24 protein-coding genes are annotated in these 25,011 nt (G+C 32.7%); 9 read left to right on the top strand and 15 right to left on the bottom strand.

Annotation, left to right across the window (positions count from 1 at the left end; all coding sequences use genetic code 11):
• Nucleotides 1-138: 138 nt before the first annotated feature.
• Nucleotides 139-2,307, bottom strand: a complete 2,169-nt coding sequence (locus Q8X41_RS00185) for a YheC/YheD family protein (RefSeq protein ID WP_397538256.1) — start codon at nucleotides 2,305-2,307, stop codon at nucleotides 139-141.
• A 112-nt stretch (nucleotides 2,308-2,419) separates the two neighbouring features.
• A complete protein-coding gene (locus Q8X41_RS00180; RefSeq protein ID WP_397538255.1) occupies nucleotides 2,420-2,851 on the bottom strand; it encodes a CotY/CotZ family spore coat protein in 432 nt (143 codons plus the stop codon).
• A gap of 577 nt (nucleotides 2,852-3,428) precedes the next feature.
• On the opposite strand from Q8X41_RS00180, the gene Q8X41_RS00175 reads away from it, so the two are divergent.
• On the top strand, nucleotides 3,429-3,632 hold the full coding sequence (locus Q8X41_RS00175; RefSeq protein WP_397538254.1) for a zinc ribbon domain-containing protein: 204 nt from the start codon (nucleotides 3,429-3,431) through the stop codon (nucleotides 3,630-3,632).
• Nucleotides 3,633-4,308: 676 nt separating this feature from the next.
• Nucleotides 4,309-4,533 (top strand): hypothetical protein, encoded by a 225-nt coding sequence (locus Q8X41_RS00170; protein WP_397538253.1) that lies wholly within the window; start codon nucleotides 4,309-4,311, stop codon nucleotides 4,531-4,533.
• A gap of 196 nt (nucleotides 4,534-4,729) precedes the next feature.
• Here the strand turns inward: Q8X41_RS00170 and adhP are convergent, their stop codons facing one another.
• Together adhP and Q8X41_RS00160 are read right to left on the bottom strand one after the other, a co-directional pair.
• Nucleotides 4,730-5,755, bottom strand: a complete 1,026-nt coding sequence (gene adhP / locus Q8X41_RS00165) for an alcohol dehydrogenase AdhP (RefSeq protein WP_397538252.1) — start codon at nucleotides 5,753-5,755, stop codon at nucleotides 4,730-4,732.
• A 429-nt stretch (nucleotides 5,756-6,184) separates the two neighbouring features.
• Nucleotides 6,185-6,355, bottom strand: a complete 171-nt coding sequence (locus Q8X41_RS00160; RefSeq protein WP_397538251.1) for a DUF2197 domain-containing protein — start codon at nucleotides 6,353-6,355, stop codon at nucleotides 6,185-6,187.
• Between the two features lie 576 nt (nucleotides 6,356-6,931).
• On the opposite strand from Q8X41_RS00160, the gene Q8X41_RS00155 reads away from it, so the two are divergent.
• The gene (locus tag Q8X41_RS00155) at nucleotides 6,932-7,474 is read left to right on the top strand and encodes an AAA family ATPase (protein ID WP_397538250.1); all 543 of its coding nucleotides are present in this window, start codon (nucleotides 6,932-6,934) and stop codon (nucleotides 7,472-7,474) included.
• Nucleotides 7,475-7,867: 393 nt separating this feature from the next.
• Here the strand turns inward: Q8X41_RS00155 and Q8X41_RS00150 are convergent, their stop codons facing one another.
• The 3 genes from Q8X41_RS00150 to Q8X41_RS00140 all read right to left on the bottom strand — a co-directional run bounded on the left by Q8X41_RS00150 (nucleotide 7,868) and on the right by Q8X41_RS00140 (nucleotide 10,530).
• Complete coding sequence (locus tag Q8X41_RS00150) at nucleotides 7,868-8,602, bottom strand: AAA family ATPase (RefSeq protein WP_397538249.1); 735 nt, start codon at nucleotides 8,600-8,602, stop codon at nucleotides 7,868-7,870.
• A 395-nt stretch (nucleotides 8,603-8,997) separates the two neighbouring features.
• The gene (locus Q8X41_RS00145; RefSeq protein WP_397538248.1) at nucleotides 8,998-9,777 is read right to left on the bottom strand and encodes a DUF4097 family beta strand repeat-containing protein; all 780 of its coding nucleotides are present in this window, start codon (nucleotides 9,775-9,777) and stop codon (nucleotides 8,998-9,000) included.
• Nucleotides 9,778-9,864: 87 nt separating this feature from the next.
• The gene (locus Q8X41_RS00140) at nucleotides 9,865-10,530 is read right to left on the bottom strand and encodes a TetR/AcrR family transcriptional regulator (RefSeq protein ID WP_397538247.1); all 666 of its coding nucleotides are present in this window, start codon (nucleotides 10,528-10,530) and stop codon (nucleotides 9,865-9,867) included.
• Nucleotides 10,531-10,737: 207 nt separating this feature from the next.
• Here Q8X41_RS00140 and Q8X41_RS00135 point away from each other — a divergent pair, with 207 nt between their 5' ends.
• Nucleotides 10,738-11,304: a DUF6434 domain-containing protein gene (locus Q8X41_RS00135; RefSeq protein ID WP_397538246.1), complete on the top strand. Its 567-nt coding sequence runs from the start codon at nucleotides 10,738-10,740 to the stop codon at nucleotides 11,302-11,304.
• Between the two features lie 69 nt (nucleotides 11,305-11,373).
• Here the strand turns inward: Q8X41_RS00135 and sstT are convergent, their stop codons facing one another.
• The 6 genes from sstT to Q8X41_RS00105 form a co-directional block, all read right to left on the bottom strand.
• Nucleotides 11,374-12,582, bottom strand: coding sequence for a serine/threonine transporter SstT (sstT, locus tag Q8X41_RS00130; RefSeq protein WP_397538245.1), 1,209 nt, complete (start codon nucleotides 12,580-12,582; stop codon nucleotides 11,374-11,376).
• A 589-nt stretch (nucleotides 12,583-13,171) separates the two neighbouring features.
• Complete coding sequence (locus tag Q8X41_RS00125) at nucleotides 13,172-13,258, bottom strand: putative holin-like toxin (RefSeq protein ID WP_397540323.1); 87 nt, start codon at nucleotides 13,256-13,258, stop codon at nucleotides 13,172-13,174.
• A gap of 214 nt (nucleotides 13,259-13,472) precedes the next feature.
• Complete coding sequence (locus Q8X41_RS00120) at nucleotides 13,473-14,090, bottom strand: HAD family hydrolase (protein ID WP_397538244.1); 618 nt, start codon at nucleotides 14,088-14,090, stop codon at nucleotides 13,473-13,475.
• Nucleotides 14,091-14,208: 118 nt separating this feature from the next.
• The gene (locus Q8X41_RS00115) at nucleotides 14,209-15,057 is read right to left on the bottom strand and encodes an MBL fold metallo-hydrolase (RefSeq protein ID WP_397538243.1); all 849 of its coding nucleotides are present in this window, start codon (nucleotides 15,055-15,057) and stop codon (nucleotides 14,209-14,211) included.
• 259 nt (nucleotides 15,058-15,316) lie between these two features.
• Entirely contained in the window at nucleotides 15,317-15,541 is a 225-nt protein-coding gene (locus Q8X41_RS00110) for a DUF2642 domain-containing protein (protein WP_397538242.1), read from the bottom strand.
• 723 nt (nucleotides 15,542-16,264) lie between these two features.
• On the bottom strand, nucleotides 16,265-16,729 hold the full coding sequence (locus Q8X41_RS00105; protein WP_397538241.1) for an aminoacyl-tRNA deacylase: 465 nt from the start codon (nucleotides 16,727-16,729) through the stop codon (nucleotides 16,265-16,267).
• Nucleotides 16,730-17,043: 314 nt separating this feature from the next.
• Here Q8X41_RS00105 and Q8X41_RS00100 point away from each other — a divergent pair, with 314 nt between their 5' ends.
• Complete coding sequence (locus Q8X41_RS00100; protein WP_397540322.1) at nucleotides 17,044-17,793, top strand: polysaccharide deacetylase family protein; 750 nt, start codon at nucleotides 17,044-17,046, stop codon at nucleotides 17,791-17,793.
• Nucleotides 17,794-17,946: 153 nt separating this feature from the next.
• Here the strand turns inward: Q8X41_RS00100 and Q8X41_RS00095 are convergent, their stop codons facing one another.
• The gene (locus tag Q8X41_RS00095; protein ID WP_397538240.1) at nucleotides 17,947-19,872 is read right to left on the bottom strand and encodes a DNA/RNA helicase domain-containing protein; all 1,926 of its coding nucleotides are present in this window, start codon (nucleotides 19,870-19,872) and stop codon (nucleotides 17,947-17,949) included.
• A gap of 419 nt (nucleotides 19,873-20,291) precedes the next feature.
• Here Q8X41_RS00095 and Q8X41_RS00090 point away from each other — a divergent pair, with 419 nt between their 5' ends.
• A complete protein-coding gene (locus tag Q8X41_RS00090; protein ID WP_397538239.1) occupies nucleotides 20,292-20,999 on the top strand; it encodes an SH3 domain-containing protein in 708 nt (235 codons plus the stop codon).
• Nucleotides 21,000-21,018: 19 nt separating this feature from the next.
• Nucleotides 21,019-21,663, top strand: coding sequence for an SH3 domain-containing protein (locus tag Q8X41_RS00085; RefSeq protein WP_397538238.1), 645 nt, complete (start codon nucleotides 21,019-21,021; stop codon nucleotides 21,661-21,663).
• Between the two features lie 219 nt (nucleotides 21,664-21,882).
• On the opposite strand, the gene Q8X41_RS00080 is transcribed toward Q8X41_RS00085, so the two are convergent.
• Nucleotides 21,883-23,319, bottom strand: a complete 1,437-nt coding sequence (locus Q8X41_RS00080) for a DHA2 family efflux MFS transporter permease subunit (RefSeq protein ID WP_397538237.1) — start codon at nucleotides 23,317-23,319, stop codon at nucleotides 21,883-21,885.
• A 169-nt stretch (nucleotides 23,320-23,488) separates the two neighbouring features.
• Between Q8X41_RS00080 and Q8X41_RS00075 the strand changes: the two genes are divergently transcribed.
• Nucleotides 23,489-24,031 carry a TetR/AcrR family transcriptional regulator gene (locus Q8X41_RS00075; RefSeq protein ID WP_397538236.1) on the top strand — a complete coding sequence of 181 codons (543 nt, stop codon included), beginning with the start codon at nucleotides 23,489-23,491 and terminating at the stop codon, nucleotides 24,029-24,031.
• Nucleotides 24,032-24,138: 107 nt separating this feature from the next.
• Nucleotides 24,139-24,951 carry a pentapeptide repeat-containing protein gene (locus Q8X41_RS00070; RefSeq protein WP_397538235.1) on the top strand — a complete coding sequence of 271 codons (813 nt, stop codon included), beginning with the start codon at nucleotides 24,139-24,141 and terminating at the stop codon, nucleotides 24,949-24,951.
• Nucleotides 24,952-25,011 lie beyond the last annotated feature (60 nt).

The following is a 25,011-nucleotide window of genomic DNA, read 5'->3' as shown; positions in this document are numbered from 1 at the left end:
TTTTATGAAGAATACTGGATAATTAACATGCATATTAGAGAATTAATAATTACCCTCACTAATACAAATCATTTTAATTAAGTAGCAAAAAACCCGATTAAATGCCACTTTCAAATGGCAAATATCCGGGTTTTTTAGTTACATTTTAAATGTTTGGTCTAAGAATTTTACGGTGTCAAACATATTCGTTTTACTAGCACCCTTTACAAGAATTGTATCCTCGGGCCTTACAATTTTCCCTAATAGTGCATGTAATTCTTCTTTATTTATATAATGATAAATATTTGATGGATCCATTCCTTTTGCTGTTGCTTCTTTACCTATTTCTTCTGTCCGATATCCATAGGTTATCAACAGATCAATTCCTTTTTCATAAATGTATGCACCCACTTTGCGATATTCTTGTTCTCTTAAATCTCCTAATTCCCTCATTTGTCCAATAATAGCAATCTTTCGTTTCTTTGCAATGTTAGAGAGCACATCAATAGCAGCCTTTACACCTTGAGGGTGTGAATGGACGGTATCATCAATAACAGTAATATTATCTCGGCAGTTATACAGTGTAAGCCTTCTTGGAGGTTTTTTGAAATTTAGTCCAGTTTTTATTTCGTCTGGGGTAAAACCTAAATAATCTGCAACCGCAATGGCATTAAGCGCATTGTATACATGATGTTCTCCTAAAATTGGAATAAACAAGTCAATATCCTGCCCTTGTAGTTTCATCTTAAAGGTCATGCCTTCATCTTTATAATGAACGTCGTAAGCTCTATAATTGGCTACCGAATTGATGCCGACCGTAAGCATTTTTCCTTTAAAAGCATTCGTCGATAAAAACTTCGAATTCTCGTCATCCTTGTTAATCACAAGAAGACCGTTCGGGTCCATTCCATGTATTAATTCAGACTTCGCCTTTGCAACTCCTTTAATATCTCCATTAAAGTTTCCAACATGCGCAAGACCTACATTCGTTACGATACTTATATTTGGTTGTATAATACTACAGTGATTTGTAATAATTCCAGGATAAGCCATTCCATATTCGAGAACAACGGCTTGGTGTGACTCATTAATCTCTTCAGCATGTATTTTTGTATGTTCTGTTGTATTCCAGTAATCTTTCGAAGCAAATACATTCCATTTAGTAGATAAAATAGAGTCTACAAATGCCTTAGTGGTCGTTTTTCCTGCACTTCCGGTAATCGCAATAATAGGTAGGCCCGATTTTGAACCTAGATATTTGGATTTTCGTTCCAAAATTTCATTTTTAATTTTTTCTTGGTTTTCTGCTAAATATTTTGCATATTGGATATTATGAACAACGACATCTAGTTCTAAATAAAATGCTGGAGGACAGCCTGGTCGCCAGTTTACTTCGTACATCCAAATTTTTTGATGTTCATCTAATCCAACATCAATGCCAATTTCGTCAATAACCTCTCCAAATTGCACCATTTGAATTTCATCTAAATGTTGTGCTATAGACAATGAAAAATGCTCCAGCATACGTCGGATATCAAATGCTTCTTCTTTAAATTCCTGTTCCAAAAATGGATCTAAATAATTTGTATAACCACCATTATTAATATTAGGTATTATCGAGCCAATTGGTGCTACACGAGGATAAATGGTCGTGATTACCCATTTTCCTTCTCCATTTTTTTGTACATGAAGACGAAAATCGTAGACTTGACCTGATTTCATCCGTGATTGAATATAGGGCTGCGCTATAAACGTACCAGTAGATAGTTGTTCAATTAATAATTCATTTAACTGTTGCCTTGTATAAATACTTTTTACTGCATCTTTTCTTACCTCAAAATTATTTCCTATTTTCGAAATAAAATAGATTCCCTTACCCTTTCTTCCATCTATGGGTTTAAACACTACTTTATTATTAGAAGCGATATACTTATGAAACCCTTGAACACTTTTTACTATTTCTGAAGGAATTACATAGTTGGCAAATTCCTTTGCTTCTATTAGTCGCTCCATTACATTCCATTTATTCCCTATAGAGTTTGTTGTAAATGGTATTTCTTTTTTCAATTTCTCTATAATACCTTTAGATACTGCTAGTTTTTCAGGACTCCCTGCATTATAAATAACATTTGGAAAAGGCATCAACTTATCTTGCCATTGCCCTTCTTCATATACTTTCCCTCTTATTGTACGGTTAACAAAGTTAACACTCTTGGGTGTAAAGTAAAAAAACGGAACCCCTTCTGCCTTTGCAACTGCTGCGTATGCATATGACTTAATCACCGTTTTAGGATCAAGACGATGATGTAACATGCCTATAATTGTCATCTAATAATCTCCTTTTCATTGAATTTTCTCTCTATTAAATTCAATCAATGCAACTTGCATATGGACAGATGCTCTAGTTTTAAATTAATTCAGTAGTTTTTGCAGGGGTTCACTACCATTTAGGCTCACATAGGATTTTCCTTATTAACAAATCAGGACTTAATAGCTGAATGCCTGAAATACATTCTAAATCAATGGATCTTTTAGTCCGTGTTTTTTCTAATTTCACAACATCACAAATCGAAAACGTATCATGCCCTTCAAAATCCAGAGCTCTTAGCAATGAAACAGTTGCACAACAGAGCTCTCTATCAATAGATTCAATTCGAAAATATTCTGTTTCAAATTGCTTATCTGTATCTATAAATCTAAAGTGACAACCATTGTTCGTTATTAAGAAAAAAGGAATGGTATCTGTGCCAACTAGTTTTAAGAGTAATTCACCATAATATTTAGTCTGCAAATTAGTTATCATATCCTGGAGCTTTTTTAATTCCAAAAGCGCTTCGCATAAACAATGTTTATTAGCATCTTCAACGCTCAATTTCTTTTCAACTCCTTTGAGATCTAACTAATAAAGTGAAACTTCATTAATGTGGGTTTTCTTCATCCCCCATTAATAATTTAATTTTGCCACGTGCTATGGCAACAACTGAGTTTCCAACATCCTGTTGGACCAATCCACTCGGTGCGCGTTAATACGGGACAATTACAAAAAAAATGCAATTTTATGTTTAAATCTCTTTTCTGATTATAATATGTATAACTTAGGAATATGTTGAGGTATAAATGCCCAGCCGACATCAAATCTGATAAACAAAATTTGTGATTATTCTACAAATCTCGTAATTAACATTTTAAATTATTGATAAGGTTAGGGGAAAAAAGGATTACATCTTCAGGAAATCGCTTGTTATTCACCAAGCTACTTAATTTAAATAGCTCTGCCACAAGCCTTAATCTTTACTAATACTTTACCACCTTATATTTGAGGTTTCGAAACCTCTTTACATCTGCTATTCATCATTTATAAATGTTATAAAACGATTATAATGATAATTCTTGAAACTAATTCCACTTTTCAAACGTATTAGAATTATATAAAAAAGGGGGAGATCTGTATGGATGGAAAAGGTTGTATCAAGTGCGGGAGTAAAGATGCGGCTAAGAAAGAAGTTGCGATGACTGGAACGGGTTTATCCAAAATGTTTGATGTTCAGCACAATCAGTTTATCGTGGTTTATTGTAAGAACTGTGGCTATTCTGAGTTCTATAATAAAAACTCATCAACCGCATCCAATATACTGGATCTATTCTTTGGATAATTTAATCTGATGAATATGTGAATTTTAAGTCATAGGAGTAGCTTCTTGAAAAAATAACAATCTACACGTATACTAAATTTAATAAAGGCATAAATTAAAAAGACCGCCGATGTAAGCGCATCGAACGGTCAAATAGATAGTTGGTTCCCTTATGGGGATTGGCTTTTTAGGGACGTAACCCATCTGAGCGGCTAACTCAAGGATGGGTTATTTTTTTGGCTTTTAAATGAAAGTATAGATACGATTAATTCTGCAAAAGCTACTGCAAACATTAATGCCTTATATACTGACATTGCCCCTTTCAAAGCGGGAGTGAGCCAACCACTCTTGAATTCCAACTATCTTAAATTTCATTACACCAACCGTTTATTCCCCTTTATACTTCAAATATCACCAATTTTAAATAAAATTGGTGATATTTGAGCTAAAACATAACGAATTACTTCCTGTAAATTCTCTATAACTAACCTACTATACATTGGCTTTCTAGTAAGTATTACAGTTTGCGAATAGGGAACATTTATCCGTTTCTATTTTCAACATTACCCAAGTGAACTCCTTGAAAAAATAAAAATCTCTTAGTGGACTAAAGAATTTCGCTTATAATTTTTTTACTTTTGGGAAACTTATTAGAAACCTTTTTCGATATCTTTCACCATTAAGGAGTAGCTCATGTATGTATAGAAAAAACAAACTTTTATATATCCCCCTCATGTTTGTATTGTTACTTGGTACGATGTGTACCACAGCTGTTCCAGTCCCTGCTGCTGCGGTAGATAAACAAATTTCAAATAAATTCTACCTGTTCATCAATCCTAGAACGCAGCAAAAAATAAATGAGATTTTAGATCAATTAGAAAAGGATTTAACGAATCCAGATTCAAGTGCCCAAAGAAAATAACTGTAGCAAGCTCTAAAAGAAGACAATTACTAATATAAAAAATAACCCATCAGAAATTTGATGGGTTATTTTTATTGTTAGAAGACATTAGGTATTGAATGCTTGTACAACGGCTAAAACTCATTTTGCTTGAGCTATCAGCACTGAACAGCTTATAAACGTCCAATTAGCATTAATAATCTATAAACTATTTAAATTATAATTCTTCGTTATTCAGTGTTAACACGATACGACCGTTAATCTTGCCTTCTTCCATTTTTTCAAATACTTCATTGATATCTTCTAGCTTTGCGGTTTCAATAATGGCGCGGACTTTTCCGCGTGCGGCAAAATCAAGTGCCTCTTGCATATCTTTTCTTGTACCCACAATTGAGCCTTTTACTGTCACACCATTTAGGACTGTATTGAAAATTGGGATTGGTAGTTCTTCATTTGGCAAGCCAACAACAACTAAGCAACCACCGCGTTTTACAGATTCATAGGCTTGTTCAAATGCTTTCTTTGTTACAGCAACACTAATGGCAGCTTGTACACCACCTAATTGTTCTTGAATCACTTCCACAGGATCTTCTTTTAAGCCATTAATCACAAGATCTGCACCTAGTTCTTTTGCAAGTTTAGACTTTTCATCACTAATATCAATGGCAACAACATTTAGTCCCATTGCCTTTGCATATTGCAATGCAATATGTCCAAGTCCACCAATACCATAGATTGCTACCCATTCGCCAGGTTTTGCACCAGATACTTTTAGTGCTTTATAAGTTGTTACGCCTGCACATAAAATAGGAGCAATTTCAACTGGGTCCACATTGTCTGGAATTTTCGCTACATAATCTGCGGGTGCTTTACAATACTCTGCGTATCCACCATCAACAGAGTAACCACCGTTTAATTGATTTGGACATAGTGTTTCTTTACCAGATAAGCAATACTCACATTCACCACATGCAGAAAATAACCATGGAATACCTACACGATCTCCGACTTTGATAGATTTAACACCATTAGCAACTTCAACAACAACCCCAACACCTTCATGACCTGGGATTAATGGTAATTTAGGTTTTACAGGCCAGTCCCCATGTGCTGCATGTAAATCCGTATGACAGACACCACAAGCCTCAATCTTTACTAGAATTTCACCATCTTCTAATTGAGGTTTTGAGACCTCTTTAATCTCCAACTCTTTTGAAAACTCATTCACTACTGCTGCTTTCACTAACATTCACTCCTTTCGCATTATCAGTTTTAAATATATGATGTTAAATACGAAAACTATTCATCATTTATTGATGTTTCTATTATCAGTTATCTTAAGTCTTGATAGTTCTCATTCGTTGATAACATTGAAACTAGTGCATTTGAACGAATATCAACTAGTTAAACTTTCCATTTCTAGACTCATCAATCTTTTATGCATGAAAAATACCCTTCCTGTATTCACCAAAGGAAGAGTATATTTGTTAATGAAGTAAATCTCTCTATAACAATTAAATGATCCATAACGTATACCCTAATCATACTTCGAATTTACGATACATCAAAATTGGACAAATTAAAGAGTACGGCTCAGTACATACTGATTGCTTAATTTAATTCGAAAAAAGCTTGTAACAAAGAAAATGTTATTACATTGTATATCATTTAGTTACCATCTACTTATAAAACCTTTACGAGCTTGTGTTTTAATTTCTTCTTCACAATTATCACACCAAAATTTTTTATCTCGATTTACTTTATATTCTCGATACTTCTTTGTACCTTCTATAAGTTCAAATTTTTCTTTACAGATGATACACGTTGTTGTGTAAGAAATCATTGGTTTATCCCCCTTATTGTATCTTATATAAAATAATTATATGTTAAATATTCACATTTCTCAAAAAACCGCTAATTTGTAAAATTGATTCATTTGAGTTAATTTATTAAATACTTTTCTTGTTAAAAAATATGAATATTCCACAAAAACAATTCAATAATTTGGATTGTTTTCCATTTATAACATTCACATAGTAGACCGCTCCAGATGGCGCTTTCCGAGGGCGAGCGTTGAGCCTCCTCGCAAGTACGTACCGTACTTCACTGCGGGGTCTCACCAGTCTCGCTTTCCCGCAGGACTATGAATGGTCTTCTCTGCATCAACATCGCACGAAGGAAATGCGAATGCATTTTCGAGGACTCGCCATCTTCCGCTTCATAGACAATGATCTAATAGATATGGAATATATAACAATAGCCCATTTAATGTTCGTGGTTTTTTATCAAATCTTTGAATTATGAAATTGATTCATTTATATAAATAATTTTTTAATATTCGAATAACCCCACATAAAAATGGTAAAATAGTAGATTATTAGATAATGGATGACAGAAAAGAAGGATGAGGTGATTTAAAATGAACTCTCTTGGTCAAAAAATTCATATCATTGGTCCTGTAGGCAGTGGAAAAACGACGTTAGCGAAAAAACTTGCTCTCCTTAATCAATGTGATTATTTTGAATTAGATAATATCGTGTGGATACGTTCTGAAGATGGTGATATTCGTCGCACGGAAAATGACAGGGATTTACTTTTACAGCAAATCATCAATAATAAAAAATGGGTGATTGAAGGTGCACATTATCAGCCTTGGACAGCACCAAGTTTAGAATCAGCAGACTGCATTATCTATTTAGAACCTTCATATTTTACTAGAATCTACAGAGTCAATAAACGTTTTATAAAACAACTTTTGAAAATTGAACAAGCCAATTATAAGCCCACTTTTCAAATGCTTAGAAAGATGTTTGAGTGGAGTGACTTCCATGAACAAAAAGGTAAATATTTAATTCAAGAAATGCTAGATACATATCAGGAGAAAGTCATTTTGATTCAATCAAATAAAGATTTAAAGAGGCTGTTAGATCAATCGTATTTAACCCAAGATGTCAGTGTCTAAGTTTGCATATTGTCTTCTAAATAAACAATTTAATGTTTTGGATAAATTTTCATTTCTAGCATTTATTTAGTATACCGCTCCAGATGGCGCTTTCCGCGGGCGAGCGTTGAGCCTCCTCGGAAGCCCGTACCGTGCTTCACTGCGGGGTCTCAACTGTCTCGCTTTCCCGCAGGAGTCGCCATCTTCCGCTACATAGTCAATGATCTAATAGATATGGCATATAACAATAGCCCATTTAGTGTTCTTGTTTTTTATCAAATATTTGAATTATGAAAATAATTCAATAGTAAGATGAAATACTTAAATTACTAATATGTATTCTCATTATGCATTCTTATTATTTTGGTTGTCATGTTTCATGATAAATTTCAATATCTTCACGTAAAAAAGATTTTACAATTCCTCATCCTCTTTAAATAACTCATTCAGTACGATTTCAGGAGCTTGAAGAAAACGTTTTGTCATAATATAGTGAATGGTATCTTCGTATCGAATCGTTTCTATTTCATCATTGTCAAAATTATAGATTGTAGCATTTGGATATCCGAGTAATATGGGAGAATGTGTTGCAATTATGAATTGTGCAGTATGTTCTAGATCTTTTATAATTTTCATAAGGCTTAATTGCCTAACTGGTGAAAGTGCAGCTTCTGGCTCATCTAACAAATAGATAGCTCTTCCTCCAAACGAATTCTTAAATAGTGAAAGAAATGATTCACCATGTGATTGATGATGCAATGATTTCCCACCATAAGCAGCATACTTTTTACTCGGTATATCCTCTAATGCGTCAATATAACTAGCATAATGATAGAATGTTTCAGCCCTTAAGAAAAAGCCTTTTGTCACTTTAGGACTCCAAGATAATCGAATATACTCTCCCAAAGCAGATTCTGCTTGGTTAACTTCAAAACTACTGTTCCGTCCCCCTCCTGCTGAATTGAATTCACATTTATCTGCAATGGCCTCCAATAGAGTGGATTTTCCAGTCCCATTTTCACCTACAAAGAACGTTACATTAGATGGTAAATCAAGGGCTTGGAAGTTTTCTAACCATGGAATATTAAAAGGATGGATTGAAGAATCTTGTCCCTGATTTTGTGAATAAGATACTCTTTTTAGATACATAGTTTTCTCCTTAACGATTTTAGAGGTTTTTCTTTAACTAAATGAATGATTTGGTAGAATAGTTTCCCCCAAAATGCTGAATCTAATATATATTAGATTATATAAATTGATAATTAATAACTGCACTAACAAGCGCGCAGCATGCAAATATTATCAGCCACAAGGCCCATTTGTTTGGTGTACCCTCTTTTTTGCTCACTATTAATCCAATGATACCAACAAGCAACAGTAAAAAAGCTACACTTATTCCTACTATAAAGGGTATTTGCATAATATTTTCTCCTTTAATTAAATTAAGTTACTTCCTTCTTTAATCTTTAATTAATTGAAAATAGATTTGAACATCTCAATTTACAAACTACTTAAGAGATGGATTTTGTTTAAAAACGAGTATTTTATACTTTACATAATGTAAAGAAACCACCTCTAACCTCGGCATCAAACATACTTGTTCCATTTTTGTATACGTAGGAATCTTTAGCCATTATTAAAGAAAAATCACTTTTAAAGTTTCCTGAAAGCTTTTTAAAGTGGAATGAAAAACCATCATTTTCTGGAATTGATACTTTTACATTAGCTGCTGTAGAAATCGATTTGATTTTCTGTAACATTGTTGATGAGCTTACCATAATACTTCTACCCGTTGAATTGACATTCACTTCTGAAAACTTTCCTGAGAAATCTATTTTTGTAGAAGTTGTCTTCAAATGTAGCTTCTTTATATCTAGATATTCCCCGGTTATTTTACATCCGGTAGCACGGATAGTTAGTTCTTCCATTGTCCCTGAAAATTTAGCGTTGCCAGATGTTATATTACAATTGCATGTTATCGCGTCTAGATCGTCAATAATCAAATTTCCTCCTGTACAGTCAATCGAAATAGAATGAAGTTGTCTTTTTGGTAGATGAATTTCTAAATTCGTTATATTAATATTGAATCCAATTTTTATTTTCTTTTTCCTACCATCCGAAATATATAGCTTTCCGCTATTTACTTTATGATGAAAAAGATGATGTTCTGGAAATTTCTCATTCGTTATTTGAACAATTTTTATTTCATCATTTTCACTTTGAAGAATATGAATGTCCCCTGTGATCCAATCTAATGAAATATCAGATATCGTATCTTTATAACACACTTTTTTTCTATCAGTTAATTCACTAAAGCCAAACATTTTGACATCTCCTTATCATTTCGATTTGCTTATTTCATAAAATTACTGCTAATTTACATAGGAAATACAATTTTCTCCTTCACAATTTCATTCTGATTCATCTTGCACGTAACCTCCAAAATCAGAATAACGTTCAGCTATTTTTTGTATAAGTTGATCACTGACAATATCGGCCCCCAACCCCTTCATCATTTGTTGTAAAAACTTTAGTCTGTTTAATGTTTCATCATGCTTTCGTTCAAATAGAATAGGATTGATCCAAATATTCACTAATAGTATAAAAACTTCTGCACATTCAGTAGGAAAATCTGTTGTGATTGATCCATCCATTTTTCCCTCTAACATGATTTTAGCAATATGAGGTGCATCATTAATGACCCCCTCTCTCATTCCTGTCACAACAAATTGAGGATTTTTTATTTGTTGGCTTAAGAGTCTATCTACGGAATGTGCTTTTGGGTCTACCACAATATGATCTAATATTTTTGTGAGTTTTTCTCTAGCATTCGTTGCTTGAACAGTTTGAATCAGGTGATCCAACATTTGAGCTGCATAACTAAATTGCTGATTCATTACTGCATTCAATATATCTTCTTTTGATTTGAAGTGATGATAAATCGCTCCCTTCGACATACCTAACTCGTCAATAATGTCTTGTATACTGGTCTTTTCATAACCCTTTTCTTTAAAAAGTTTTGTTGATACAGATAGTATTTGTTCTAAAGTTTGTTCTGGATATTTATTTCTCGCCATATCTATTCTCCTTTTTGATACCGACCGTTGGTATCTATAATATATATTATAAATTTTACCATGTCAATAAAAGGTTATTATACAGATTTATTCAAAAAGAAAAAAACCTCCATAAGTATTAGTTTGTAGTTGCTGAATAGGATTATTTTTGCCACAAAAGAACAAATGTTCTATAATGGAATAAAATACATATGGAGGCGTTTTTTAGTGAGACCTATTCTAACAAAAGAAATTAGTGTGCAAAGTTTTAAAGACTTTTATTGGTTAAAAGAAGAATTACAATCTTTTTGCAGAGAGAATGGAATTAGTGCTTCTGGTTCAAAAATAGAGATTACCGATCGAATTGAAACATTTCTTCGAACAGGAGAAATTAAAAAGCCTATTAGAAAAAAGGTAAATAAGAAGGCAGAACCTCAAACTGATTTAAGTCTTGATACAGTCATTACGGAAAACCATCGATGTAGTCAAGATGTAAGAGCCTTTTTCAATACAGTTATTCCCACTTTTCATTTTTCTACATATATCCAAAACTACTTTAAAAACAACATTGGAAAAACGTATCGTGATGTTGTAAATGCTTGGTATGCGGAAGAAGAGAGAAAGAAGGACCCTACATACAAGAAAAAAATCGCTCCCCAATTTGAATACAATCAATTCACTCGTGACTTTTTTGCTGATCCCCAAAATCAAGGAAAAAGTCGTGAAGAAGCGATTAAAGCGTGGAATAACATTAAGAAACTTCCAGGAAGTAATAAATACGAGCCTAATAGTTAATCTGACATACATTAAATAAGGGATTGGCTCCAATCACTTGGTACCAATCCCTTAACAGTCTTTTATGACTTATTTATTTTTTCGTTCATTCGCATATTGTGCTGCTGCTGTGAAAACTACGTCTGATGAAGAGTTAAGTGCTGTTTCACAAGAATCTTGAATGACCCCAATGATAAAGCCGATCGCAACAACCTGCATCGCAACTTCGTTTGGAATACCAAATAAGCTACATGCTAGTGGAATTAATAGTAATGAGCCACCTGCAACTCCTGAAGCACCTGCTGCAGAAACTGCTGATACAACCATTAAAATAATAGCTGTTGGAATATCAATATTAATATTTAACGTATGTGCTGCTGCTAACGTCAATACGGAAATCGTAACCGCTGCCCCACCCATATTAACCGTAGAGCCTAATGGAATTGATACAGCATATGTATCTTTATCTAAACCTAATTTTTCACAAAGCTTAATATTAACCGGGATATTCGCGGCAGAGCTACGAGTGAAGAATGCTGTAATCCCACTTTCTTTTAATGCTGTTAATACAAGTGGGTATGGATTTCTACGTGCTGCAACAAAGACGATTAATGGATTTACCACTAAAGCGATAAATACCATACAGCCTACTAATATAATAAGTAGTTGTCCATATTCTAGTAATGATGATAAGCCGTTTGTTACGATAGTATCAAATACGATACCGATAATACCGATCGGTGCTAGATTAATAACCCATTGTACAACCTTTGAGATAGCATCTGAAAAGTTTAATAGCACACCTTTTGTTGAATCGCTCGCTTGCTTAAGTGCTACCCCTAATACGAGTGCCCAAGCTAAGATACCGATATAGTTTGCATTCATTAATGCATCTACTGGATTTGAAACGATATTTTGAAGAAGTGTTTGAATTACTTCCCAAACACTACCAGGAGGTTTTAGTTCACCTGTACTTTCCTTTAATGATAATTGAACCGGGAAGATTGTTGTCGCAATTACTGCTACACATCCCGCTAAAAATGTACCAATAGCGTAAAGTACAATTATCGTTTTCATATTCGTTTTTTTGCCACTCTCATGACCAGCAATAGCATTCATAACGAGTAATAAAACAAGTATAGGCGCAACTGCCTTTAACGCACCCACAAATAATGTACCTAGCATTGGAATCCATGCTGCCTTTGGGAATACGAGTGCCACGATGACGCCGATGATAATACCAATAATAATACGATTAACTAGACTAATCGCATTCCACTTTTTCATAATATTCTTCATAATGTTTCCCCTTCTGTGCCCCTGATGCAAAAAACACGCTGTTTTCCACCCAAGAAAACACTTTGTATTTCTATAAAATACATTTTATCATGAAATTTTAGAATTGTGACAACAATTTTAACAAATTCTCGTTTTTTTATGTCTTATATTATATTCTTTAGGGTAGAATTATAGATTAGGAATTATTCGGGGGTTATTAGGGACATATTACTACTCGAGTTTTTAGTAGAAACGAATATTAACTGAATGAAAGAATAGCAACTGGAATTTGATCACAGTTAAAAGCCAACGATGATAAAATCCAGCACATTTAGTAGAATCAGTTTCTTTTTAATTCGGAAAATCTATGGATTTTGCTTAATGGCAGGACTTAAATTGCTGTATTAGCGGATGTCCTGAACCTACTCGAAATTTGATTTTCTTGATAAAATAACAAACTCCACGTATACTAAAGTTATAAAAAGCATAATTTAAAAAGACCGCCGATGTTGGTCCATCGAACGGTCAATTCGATAACTGGTTCCCTCAAGGGGATTGGCTAAGAAGTGTGAGATAACCCACCCAAAAGAGCCGTCAACTCAAGGATGGGTTATTTTTTATGGTTTTTAAATGAGAGTATTGATATTACTAATGCTGCAAATGCTATTGCAAACATTAATGCCTCATATACTGTCATGGCACCACCCCCTTTCTAAACGGGAGTGAGCCAACCACCCTTGAGTACCTAGCTATCTTAAATATATTATAACAAACATTTGTTCTGTTTTATAGTAAAAGCTCTAATTCTACCTTTGCAGAATTAGAGCTTTTACTCTTTACCCCAATAATATGTTCCTCCACATTATTGCAAACTATTTGAAAATCGCGAATGTTTCTCTTAGATACACAAATTAGAACAGGTCTAAAAGATCATCAAATTTCTCTATGACTTGATCATATTCGCTTACATTCCCAAAACCATACTTTGCGTAAACAAAAGGAATACCCGCATACCTAGACGCCTTTAGATCACCCTCTGTGTCTCCAACATAAACAGGTTTTAAAAGGTTGTTTCTTTCAATTATTAATTTGATATTCTCTCCTTTTGTAAGACCTGTTCTATCGGGGTTTTCAAAATCTAAAAAGTAATTTTCAAGTTTATGATACCGAAAAAACCCCTCAATATAACCCTGTTGACAATTGCTAACAATAAAAAGTTTATATTTCTTAGAAAGTTTTTTTAGTACATCTTCCACGTTTTTAAAAAGAATTCCACCGTGTTCTTCAATATATTTACCTTCAATCTCAAAGCACTGTTTAATTATTTGTGTTCGGGTGTTTAAATCTAAGTTTGGAAATAACTTGCTACTTATATCGTCCATTTGAAGTCCCATTGTGCCTTCGAAGTCTCTTCGTGTTAGCTTCTTTTCTACCTGCTTATTTTCTTCAACTATGCTATTCCATGCCAGTAGTACAGTATCTATAGAATCCCAAATAGTTCCATCTAAATCAAAAATTATACTATCCATATGTATGCCCTCCTCATCATTTATAATATTTACGTACGAATTGACTAAATAAAAGCCATCACATTTTAACTTTTAATGAGATGGCTACTGTTAATATTTGCTTGATATAATCCAAGAATTATTTTGATTGAATAATATGGTCATTAACAAATGCTTTTAAGAAAAATAATTCATTATCATTAGGGTCCCTTTTATTTTCTGCCTTAAAGCACTCTATAGCATTTTCTAGTGAGGTGGATTTTACAACTCGACTTGCTGTTGTTAACTCTTCCCAATATATATTCATTTCATTCGAATCGCAGATCGATTCATGACCAAGTAAGAACTTTTCAGCATCATATTTTTGGATGTCTTTAATCATAGGGAATAACAATGATTGCTTGTAATGAAATAGAGAATTTGTGGTTGTCCCGTATGCACAATCACCTAAGAAAAGAACTTTTTCATCAGGAATATAAATAATTGTAGAGTCATCTGTATGAGTACTTTTGATTCTTTCAAGTATGCAAACTTTATTACCTAAATCAATTGTTAATGTATTTTCAAAAATTACATCTGGAGAGTTCAACTTAAAACTATCCCTGTTTGGCATTTCAGTTTGTATAATCTTCATACACATAGCACTCATCTGATTAGTATTCACATACTTTTGGAGTGAACTATCGTCATAGGAATAACTTTTCCATTCTTTTAACATTTCGTTTGTTTGACTATTAACTATAACAGTTGCATCGAACTCATTCATTCCTAGGAAATGATCCCAATGTGCATGGGTAATGACCAGATATTTAACTGGTGGTACATTTAGCTTCTCAATTTCTTGTAAAAAGTCTTTTGCATGCTGAGTAGAATTACCAGAATCTATTATTAAACTACATTGCTCACCACATATCAATCCTAATGTTGGTCGTTCTCTATCATCTTGATTAGATAAATAATAAATAGTATCACTTAATTTATTTAACATGTTATTTCTCCTCTATTCTAGATATTAATTCTATGAAAGAGAAAATCTACATGTTTATTCTAAAATTAATAAAATAATTTAAGATTTTCTCATTTTATTTTTTTACCATTGGACTTGTCCTCCTTTTTCACTAATGAAAAGTATAACATAATCAAAAATAAATTTTAAGAAAATTTAGAATACTAATTATTGATGTATCAGAGCCACGAATTAAAAAAATGGAGCCTGCATGTTAATGATGGCTCTAAGTCAAAACAATTCAGTATTTCTCTTCTGCTTTTTCAAAATAAATGATTTCACACAATCTTATGTAATGCAATTTTCCGTTAACTTCAAGAGCTACGTGATCAATGAAAACATTATCTAGAGTACCTACCAATTTGCCGACAGTTGTTGTGATGACAATCATTAGCCCTTTGTATTGGATCAAATGCTCGGTAAATTTGGGTTCCACAGTTATCGTATGCATAACATTTTTCGGCAATTCCAGAGTTTCCTTGCGCTGTACGTATTCATTCTAATAATATTGCGGAGTTGGAAATGAGGCATAGTCTTGCGGATAGCCATAGTACACAAATCTATTCATATGTTGCAACTCCTTTGTCATAAGTAGAAAAACATTTCTATAACATATGACAAATACCTATGTGGTGTTCCAATGAGTAATGCTGTTTGTTTAATGATCACTCGCGACTATACTTTTCATGAGCGTTTGCACAACAAAATAATAATTGCAACTCTACATCGAACACAACAGTAGGAGTAGAAAATATCGAAAGTGACTCTATTTGTCAGACGCTAATTTCTACTTCAAAGAGCGAGTAATTAAAAGAGTCACTACTGAACATTTCGTAGATGAAAAGACATTGTTTGGTGCCAGTTACTCAACTTCATTAATTTTTTTATCTTCACTTTGGGAATTGTATCTCATACTAATTTATTGTATACAGGATAGTTTGTTACCATTAATGCGGAATGGCTGTTATAAGGTTAATATAATTCATCGAGCTGCTAACTCAAGGATGGGTTATTTTTTTATGGTTTTTAAATGAAAATATCGCATGATGGATTTGCACTATTTCATTATCTCGATGAATTCTTTAAAATAAATCACTCCATGTTCAGAAAAACTTTTTGAACAATAAAAGGATTACGTGTATCTTACAAAACAAAAACAACCGTCATTTTATACGGTTGTTAAGAATTTTTATTTACTTATTTTAACAATAGTAGCTTTATTGAGCTTTATTAAGTCTTCAACATTAATTCTTACTAATGAGTTCTCAGAACCACCACCAGTATATATGTAATTCATATTTGTTATCTTAGGATCAATTAGAAACTTTGCTGGAAAACCAAAAGAAGGAACTCCTCCTGCTGGAAAGCCTGTACGTTCTATAATTTCATTTTGATAAGCAAGTCTTGGTTTTTCTATATTTAAAGCTTTTGCAACATTGGTTGTACTAGCTCTATTGTTCCCTTTCACGATAGCAACAATTAATTCATTATTTTTGTCTATCATGCAAATATTTTTTACAAAATCGTCTTCCGATCCATTAACTGCTTCTGCAGCTTCTTTTACGGAATGGCAAGATTGTTTAAATACTAAATGTTCTGCTTTTACTTTGTTTGATTCTAAGAAATTTTTGACTTTAGATTCATGCGAATTCATTTAATGTTTCCTCCTAAATTATTTATTTATCTAAATATTAGCACAATAAGGATGGTTGTAAAAATCGTATATTTTTAGCACTCTAACTATTGTGAGGTTTCTAATAATCGAATTATTGAAGAAGCGTTGGAAACAAGAGTAACTTAATGAACATTTTCTTAGATGCTGTACAGCAACATCTATACAGCGAAATTGGAAGTATTCTAATAATTTTACGTTCAATTAAAATTTATTTTTTAAAGCATAAATGGTTATTTTCCGTAGAAGATAATACAGTAGTGTATCTAAAAATAATTTTCACAGGAAGTGAAGAGTTGAAAAGTAAATATATTTTTGTATTTACCATTTGTATTTTATTTGTTTCTTTTTTCTTTCTTATAAAAAGCACTTTGGCAGATAAAGGAAGGAAGTATTACGAAGAGGCTGGATATATTGTTTGGGATATTAAAACGAAAAAAAAGATTGTTGCTCTGACCTTTGATGATGGACCTCATCCAACTTACACTGCTGAAATTTTAGATTTATTATCAAAGTACGATGCAAAGGCAACATTTTTTATTCTTGGTAAAAATGCAGAAAAGAGCCCTCAAGTGGTTTTAAGGATGTACGAAGAAGGACATGAATTAGCAAATCATACCTATACTCATCCTCTTAAAGGTAGTGTGTCACAAATATTAAAGGAAATTAAAAAAACGAATGAGACAATTTATAGTATAACAGGTTTCACTCCAACATTATTTCGTCCAGTTGAGGGCAGATATACAGATGGTTTAGTTAGTGAAGTTGTTAAAGAGGGATATAAAGTAGTGATGTGGTCTTGGCATCAAGATACAAGAGATTGGGATGATCCAGGGGTTAATAAGATTGTTAATACTGTGCTAAAAGGAACAAAGCCTGGGGATGTAATTCTTTTTCATGATGGTGGTAGTGATAGAAAACAAACCGTTAAAGCTTTAGAAAAAATTTTACCCGAGCTTCAAAAAAAAGGTTATAAATTTGTAACTATTTCGGAGCTGTTAAAAGAACAAGAAATGTCAAAAAAAGAGATTAAAGGGATAAAATAAGATAAAATATTCTTCAAGTAATGTCAGTATAATGTTTGTGTAATAAATTGGGGTAATCCCTAATTTACTACACAAGTTATACATTCATCCGTCGTTTTAGGTCTTAGAAAAAATCTATACATCTTAGCGGATATACATTTTTGGCATTACATTTTATTGATACCCCTCAAACGAATCCGTAGTAAACAACAATCCCTCCTGTTTCTTATACCGCTTCACGTATTCCAATCTCCCAGTCAAATATTCTTGCAATCCAGGATCAGTACAATATACAAAACACCCCTTTTGCCCTCTCGTCATCAATGTTCGATATGTATTTCGAATAATCGGATCAGCTAAGTTTTGAGCTTGTTCTGGATCCTCTTTTGCTATTTTCTTAATACCTTTTAGTGATTGGTCTGTTTTTGCTCGCTTTGTGTAATCCGTAATAACTTGTCCATCTTCGTATCGTAAGTCATCACCAATAATTACACCTACATAGTCAAACTCCAAACCTTGTGCGGTGTGTATACAGCCTGCTTCATGGACAGATGCATTTTCAATCGCCCATGTGTTGTTAATGTTCCAGCTAATGCCGAAGTTGTGTTCAGGTATTGTGATATCCTTGTATTCAACTTTCTCCCTATTCGCTTTTGGCCATTCCCAGCAATATCCTGCCATGATTCGAGATTTGTTGTTGCGTTTGTTGAAATGTTCAATTTCAGTTAGCATTTTGTTTGGATCATCAAACATGCGAATATCATAATCCATACCAATATCATGTGTATTAGCAGTTTCTCTTATTTGCAATACATCATCGAGCCATGCAATATAACCATCCGAACCATCGCAACGGAATTGTGAAGACAATGTACCTCGTATAACTTCTGCATTAAATTGCTTGGCATATTTCTCAATCATTTCGACACTACCAATATCACTTAAAGTTACACGTTGATTTTCATCAATAAAGAATAACGTGAATTTTGATCCCTTAATAAGCTCCATTACTTGATTTTCACCTTTATTTTGAAACATTCCTGATTTAGCATTTAATCGATGGGCTTCATCTACCAATATGACATCAAATTCGTTCTCGCTTACTTCTGTAAAGCTACCCGAACCTTTAAATAAGTTATCGATTCGACTCTTCTTAAAGTCTTTTTTCAATTTGGTAGAATAAATATTTCTTGGTGCAGCGTTTTTGGTTACATAAAGTGTCATCATATCTCTATTTGTTAAATTGACTAATAGATTAATTGCCATTACTGATTTTCCAGTGCCTGGCCCTCCCTCAATAATCATGACCTGCTTTTTGTTTTGTTGCACACATTCAGTCGCTAATTGAAGGGCTGTTTCATAAAAGACTTTTTGCTCGTCAATCATGATAAATTCTTCATTCCCCTTTAGCATGCTGTTTAATGAATCTTGCAAAGATTTAGAAGGTCTAATTCGCCCATTATCAATCTGATAAATTAGTTTATGTTCATCGCCCATTCTTATATATTTTTTGATAAATGCACGTAACTTTTCTATTTCACCCTTTGTATAAACAGGAGCCTTATTTAAATATGATTCATAAATTGGATCTGTTAGTTGATCCGATTCTGTTTTACGATAATTATGTAAATAAGCACATGGCTTTAATTGAATATTTTGGCGTTGAACATTTTCATTGAAGTCCTCTATTAACGCAGCATAAGACCAGGCTTGATAAGATGGATGCGTAACTTCACGTAATCCCTTACCAACTACTGTTTTTACTATCGCTTCTTTTCCCTCTACTTTTTCAACTTCTGACCACTGCTTCAGTTCAACAATTACGACATGATCTTGAGAGCCATCATTCCCAGCAATGATAAAATCCACGCGCTTAGATGTATTGGGAATCTTAAACTCAATTGCGACCGCTGCATCCTTTGGTATTCCATCATCTTGCATAACATTGGACATACGTTGCAACGAATTTTCCCATGAACGAATTTCGGCTTTGGAAGTCCTGCCTATTTTCTCTTTAAATGAATCATAGAGTTTTTCAATTAAAATCTCGTTTGTTATGTCATGAACAAATTCTGTTTTAGTACCTTCATAGATGATCATTTGAATCTAGCCTCGTTCCAATATATGTATATTATTTATTATAAGACAATTTAACTATAGAAATATACATAATTCTAAGGAAAGTTTGTAAATATGTTGATTTTGAAATATTTAAATCAACATCCGATATTGATACCTTTTATCAAAATTCTCTCTTTTATCGTGAAATTGTAGTTTTTATATAAATAAAAAGTTCTCTTCATTTGTTGATTGAAATTCTAGACAGAGAGGTTAAATGATTATTTGGCAAAATCAAAATACGACTTATCTAAAATTATGTGAACATAACACATAATTTTGAATAAGTAGAGTTTCTAATACATACTCTCCATTTTTAATAAGTTGTGATATTTAGACTATATTTATGGTATATTTTATATTAATGTTATTATCAATTACTTATGGAGAGGAAATATAAAATGAGCAAATATTTTACTTTACTAATTATATTTACATTTGTTATCGCCATGTTTAGCTTCAGTAAGCCTACAAGTGCAGCTATTGAAACAAAATATGTATCATGTGGTGATTCAAAGTTGAATGTTAAAAAAGACAAAAATAAAACCTCAGCTACAATTGGGCAATTAAGAAATGGGAAGAAGGTTAAAGTGCTGGGCGAAAGTAGTGACTGGGCAAAAATAACCTATTCGAATAAAACAGGCTATGTACCTACTAAGAATCTAAAAAACAAACTACCGAGTTATTTGAAGAATACAAACAAAACATATTATTACAACAATGGCGTATGGGGAGAAATTTATAAGACTTCTTATAATAAATCAACAAAATTATGGGAAGATACATTGGATGAAACGGTATTTTTTAAATACAAAGAATTTGAGTATGGTACAAAACATGTAAAAGTAATTGTAGATTCAGCTATTAATGGTTTTGATTTTACAGGGGATTATAGTGAACTTCCACGTAACATGTATAAAGGAATGAAGATTTATGATTATAAAAAGAAATACGTAGGGAAAGTCATAACTGTTAATAAGACTTTAAAAGTAAGGGCAGGCACTTTTAAAAATGTGGTTCAAGTAAAAGAGAAATATGGAATATCATATTATGCCCCTAATATCGGTTTAATTAAGACAGATACAGAAGAACTCGTAGAAATAGAATAACATATTTTGAGGTGATACGATGAAACGGATAATAAGCACTATAATTATGTTGATTTTTTTGTCATTAATATCCATACCCTTTAACAATCAACAAGTTTCCGCAAAAACAGAAACACTTAAAGTCCAATCTACTGTAGATGATTTAAACATCCGTGAAAAACCTTCAAAGAAGTCTAAAATTATTGGTAAACTTTACAAAAACCAAAGTTTACCGTTAAAAGTGCTATATAAAGATAATACTTTTAATGAGATAGTCTTCAAAGGTAATACCGCATACATTAGTGCAGACTACAGCAATGTAATTAATCCTAAGACTGGTTGGTTAGGGAATTATTGGAATGATTATTATTCAGGTTCAGGACAGAGAACTGAATTAAATATCTATAAAAAAACAACAGATTATATCTATTTATCTTCGCACATAGGGATGCGATATGAGCCTTCCAATGAAAAGTTGTATGGGTATCAGATGCCTTGGGAGTTTAAAACTTACTATGGTAAAGCAAAATTAACTTCAAAGAATACGGCTGTTTTAACAAAAGGAAGTTGCAAAATGACCTTAAAATCTGTTGGAAAATCAGTACGTATTTATAAAAAGTCAGGTTCATGCCAGTCTACTTATTTGAAAGAATATAATGGTAAATCCGTATATAAGAAATGGTAAATCAAAGGTTTAGCTTATCCTTCAATGCCTTTATTTTTGATATAAAAAATGAAGAGCCTTACTACACTTCATTGTAGTAAGGCTCTTTAAAGTTGTTTATTTTCTTTCCATTTAAATGTATTTGCGCACAAAATCATTCAACTTAAACCACGTTTGTTGAAGATTATGCATTCACAAACTAATCCGGTTAAGTAGCTCCAAAATTTGAATACTAAATAATTATGATTGTTGTTGAATCTTATTTTTGGATGGAACAAATAAAGTTAATACAAATGCGATTATAGCTAGGATTGTCATGAAATAGTAAGCATCACTTGAACCTAAGGTTGAAGCAAGTGTGCGAATGGCTTCAGCAGTAGCATTTGGTGTTTCTTCTAGCAATGTTTTTGCATGATTTGTGGTTTGTGCTGTGAAAATTGTAATAACTACAGCAGATCCAATTGCACCTGCAATTTGGCGTAAGGTATTATTCACTGCTGTACCATGTGTCACAAGTGTTCTAGGTAAGGCATTTAAACCAGCTGTGTTCAATGGCATAGTGATAAAACTCAATCCTATACGTAGGAAAATGGTACGTATCATTAAAAAACTATAGGTTGTTGTGGCTGTTAAATCTGTTACAACCCACATTGAAGGAATGACGAAAATCAAACCGATAATAAATAACGGCTTTGCACCAAAGCGGTCATACATTTTCCCTGTAACTGGAGACATAAAGGCATTTACAAGAGCACCTGGTAATAATAATAATCCAGCATCTAACGCAGTAAACCCTCTTCCGTTTTGTAAATATATTGGCAATAAAATCATATCCGCATACATCATCATTGTGACAATAATGTTGATGATGGACGTTAAAGTGAATAATTTATTTTTAAAAACGGATAAGTTAAGAAGTGGATCAGAAGATTTAATTTGTCGAAGACAGAATATTGCTATAGTCACTACCCCCACTAGAATAGAAACTATTACAACTTTATCATCCCAACCATGGCTTCCTGCATTACTAAAACCATACAAAATAAGACCAAAGCCAATTGTTGATAAAATAACACTCACTACATCTAACTTCGTTTTTTCTTTTTCTGAAACATTAACTAAATATTTCATTGCCATTAATATGACTATCACAACAAATGGAATTATTCCAATAAATAACCAACGCCATGAATAATAATCTATAATAAAGCCTGCTAATGTTGGTGCTATTGCCGGTGCGAAAATCATGGCTAATCCAATTAACCCCATCATACTGCCTCTTTTTTCTGGAGGAAAGATAAACATAACGATACTCATTAGTAATGGCATAATTATTCCTGCTCCAATGGCTTGAATCATACGGCCAATTAGTAAGGTAGCGAAGTTTGGTGCGACTGCACATAAAATAGAGCCTATTAATAAAAACAACATTGAACTTATAAATAATTGGCGTGTAGAAAAACGCTTCATTAAATATGCAGTAATAGGCACTAACACCCCGTTAACCAACATAAAACCTGTAGATAGCCACTGAATGGTTGTAGCAGAAACAGAAAATACGTTCATTAAATTACTTAATGCAACATTTAACAGTGTCTGATTAAGTGTAGATAAAAAACAACCTAAAATTAAAACTGTTAATAAAACTTTCTTATTTATTTTTATTGATTCCGGCATATAACTTATTCCTCTTCCCGCTTGTTTTTTAAACACTGTGTCAATAAAATAGATAATAGCATTTTTTATTATTGATTCCTATTTACAATTTTTCAAGAAGTGTTGATTAAACAACAAATTTTAAAATAACATTTACTAAATTCGTGTTAATAGATAAAGGAGAATTATATTGACTACACAAAAAAAGCAGGACCCACGAGCTGTTCGCTCTAAACGAATGTTTAAAGAAGCTGTCGTAGATATATTGATTGAAAATCCAGATATTTCGAAGCTTACAGTACAAAAAATAGCCAAACATGCCGAGCTAAATCGAGCAACTTTTTATTTACATTTTTTAGATATTAATGATTTATTAAAGCAGTTAGTTTACGATATTTTCGACGACTTGTTGTTGAAAATGTCTCCGACTTTACAAATTGATAACTTAAATAATCAAGAACAACTAATTACGTTTTTAGATTATTTTTATAAGCATCGAAAAATTTTAGCTGTTCTATTTGAGCATCCCGGTTTCAATAAAAAAATGCATATGACACTAAAGGACTTGATTGTCATACAACGTGAAAATGAATGCACTGATACTAAGGAAATAACTCTATCAATGGATATTATCGCATCTTCAATACTTGGGATAATCATGTGGTGGCTCAGAAATGGGGTTGATTTTAGCTCCGAATATATAGCAAAACAAATTAATGAATTGTATCGATAATCACTTTGGAATGCTTGGTAATAAACTACAATTTAATTATATTAAATTAATGGTCTTTCATTTATAATGGAATAAAAAATCTACGGGAATGCGGAAGTGTCATATAAATGAATGATTATTTAAAATCAGATTGTACTAATTGTTTCGGGTTATGTTGTATAGCCTTACCTTATACCAAATCAGCTGATTTTCCATTTAATAAAGACGGTGGAGAGCCATGTCGAAATTTATGTTCAGATAATCGTTGTAATACACACGATCAATTGAGGGAAAAAGGTTTTCGAGGATGTGTTTCTTATCAGTGCTTTGGAGCCGGACAACATGTATCACAGACTATCTATAACGGTGAAGATTGGAGAAATAACTCTGAGCGTGCCAACGAAATGTTTGCAGTATTTCCACTCGTTCAACAGCTTCATGAAATGCTTTGGTATCTCAATCAAGCTCTAAGCTTGAAGGAAACACAGTCATTTCATTCAAGTCTGCAAAACATTTATAATGAAACGGTAAAATTAATAGAGAAAGCTCCTGAAGAAATTTTAAAGTTAGACATTGTCGCACACAGAAGTAAGATTAATGTTTTATTACTAAAAACAAGTGAAGTGTATCGAAAAGATCTATTTAAAAAAGGTAAAGAGAAAAGAATAAAGAAAGGCCTAGATTACTTAGGAGCAAATCTAAAAGGGGCAGATTTACAGGGAAGTAATTTTCGAGGAACACTAATGATAGCAGCTAATTTAAGTCATGCTGATTTAAGAAAAGCTGATTTTATTGGCACTGACCTTAGAGATGCAGACCTAAGTAATGCGAACTTAATAGGTGCTATTTTCCTGACACAATCTCAAATAAATTCAGCTAAAGGAAATGCCCATACAAAAATACCGAATTTCTTAGAAAAACCAGATCATTGGTTAGAATAAATTAGCTTTACGAGCTAGTTTCAATACTTAAAAAGTATTAGTCATCGTAACAACAATACA

This window comes from Rummeliibacillus pycnus (assembly GCF_044359855.1).
Classification (GTDB): domain Bacteria; phylum Bacillota; class Bacilli; order Bacillales_A; family Planococcaceae; genus Rummeliibacillus; species Rummeliibacillus pycnus_A.
The sequence above is the reverse complement of the archived record's forward strand: the minus strand, read 5'-3'. Positions and strand labels throughout refer to the sequence as shown.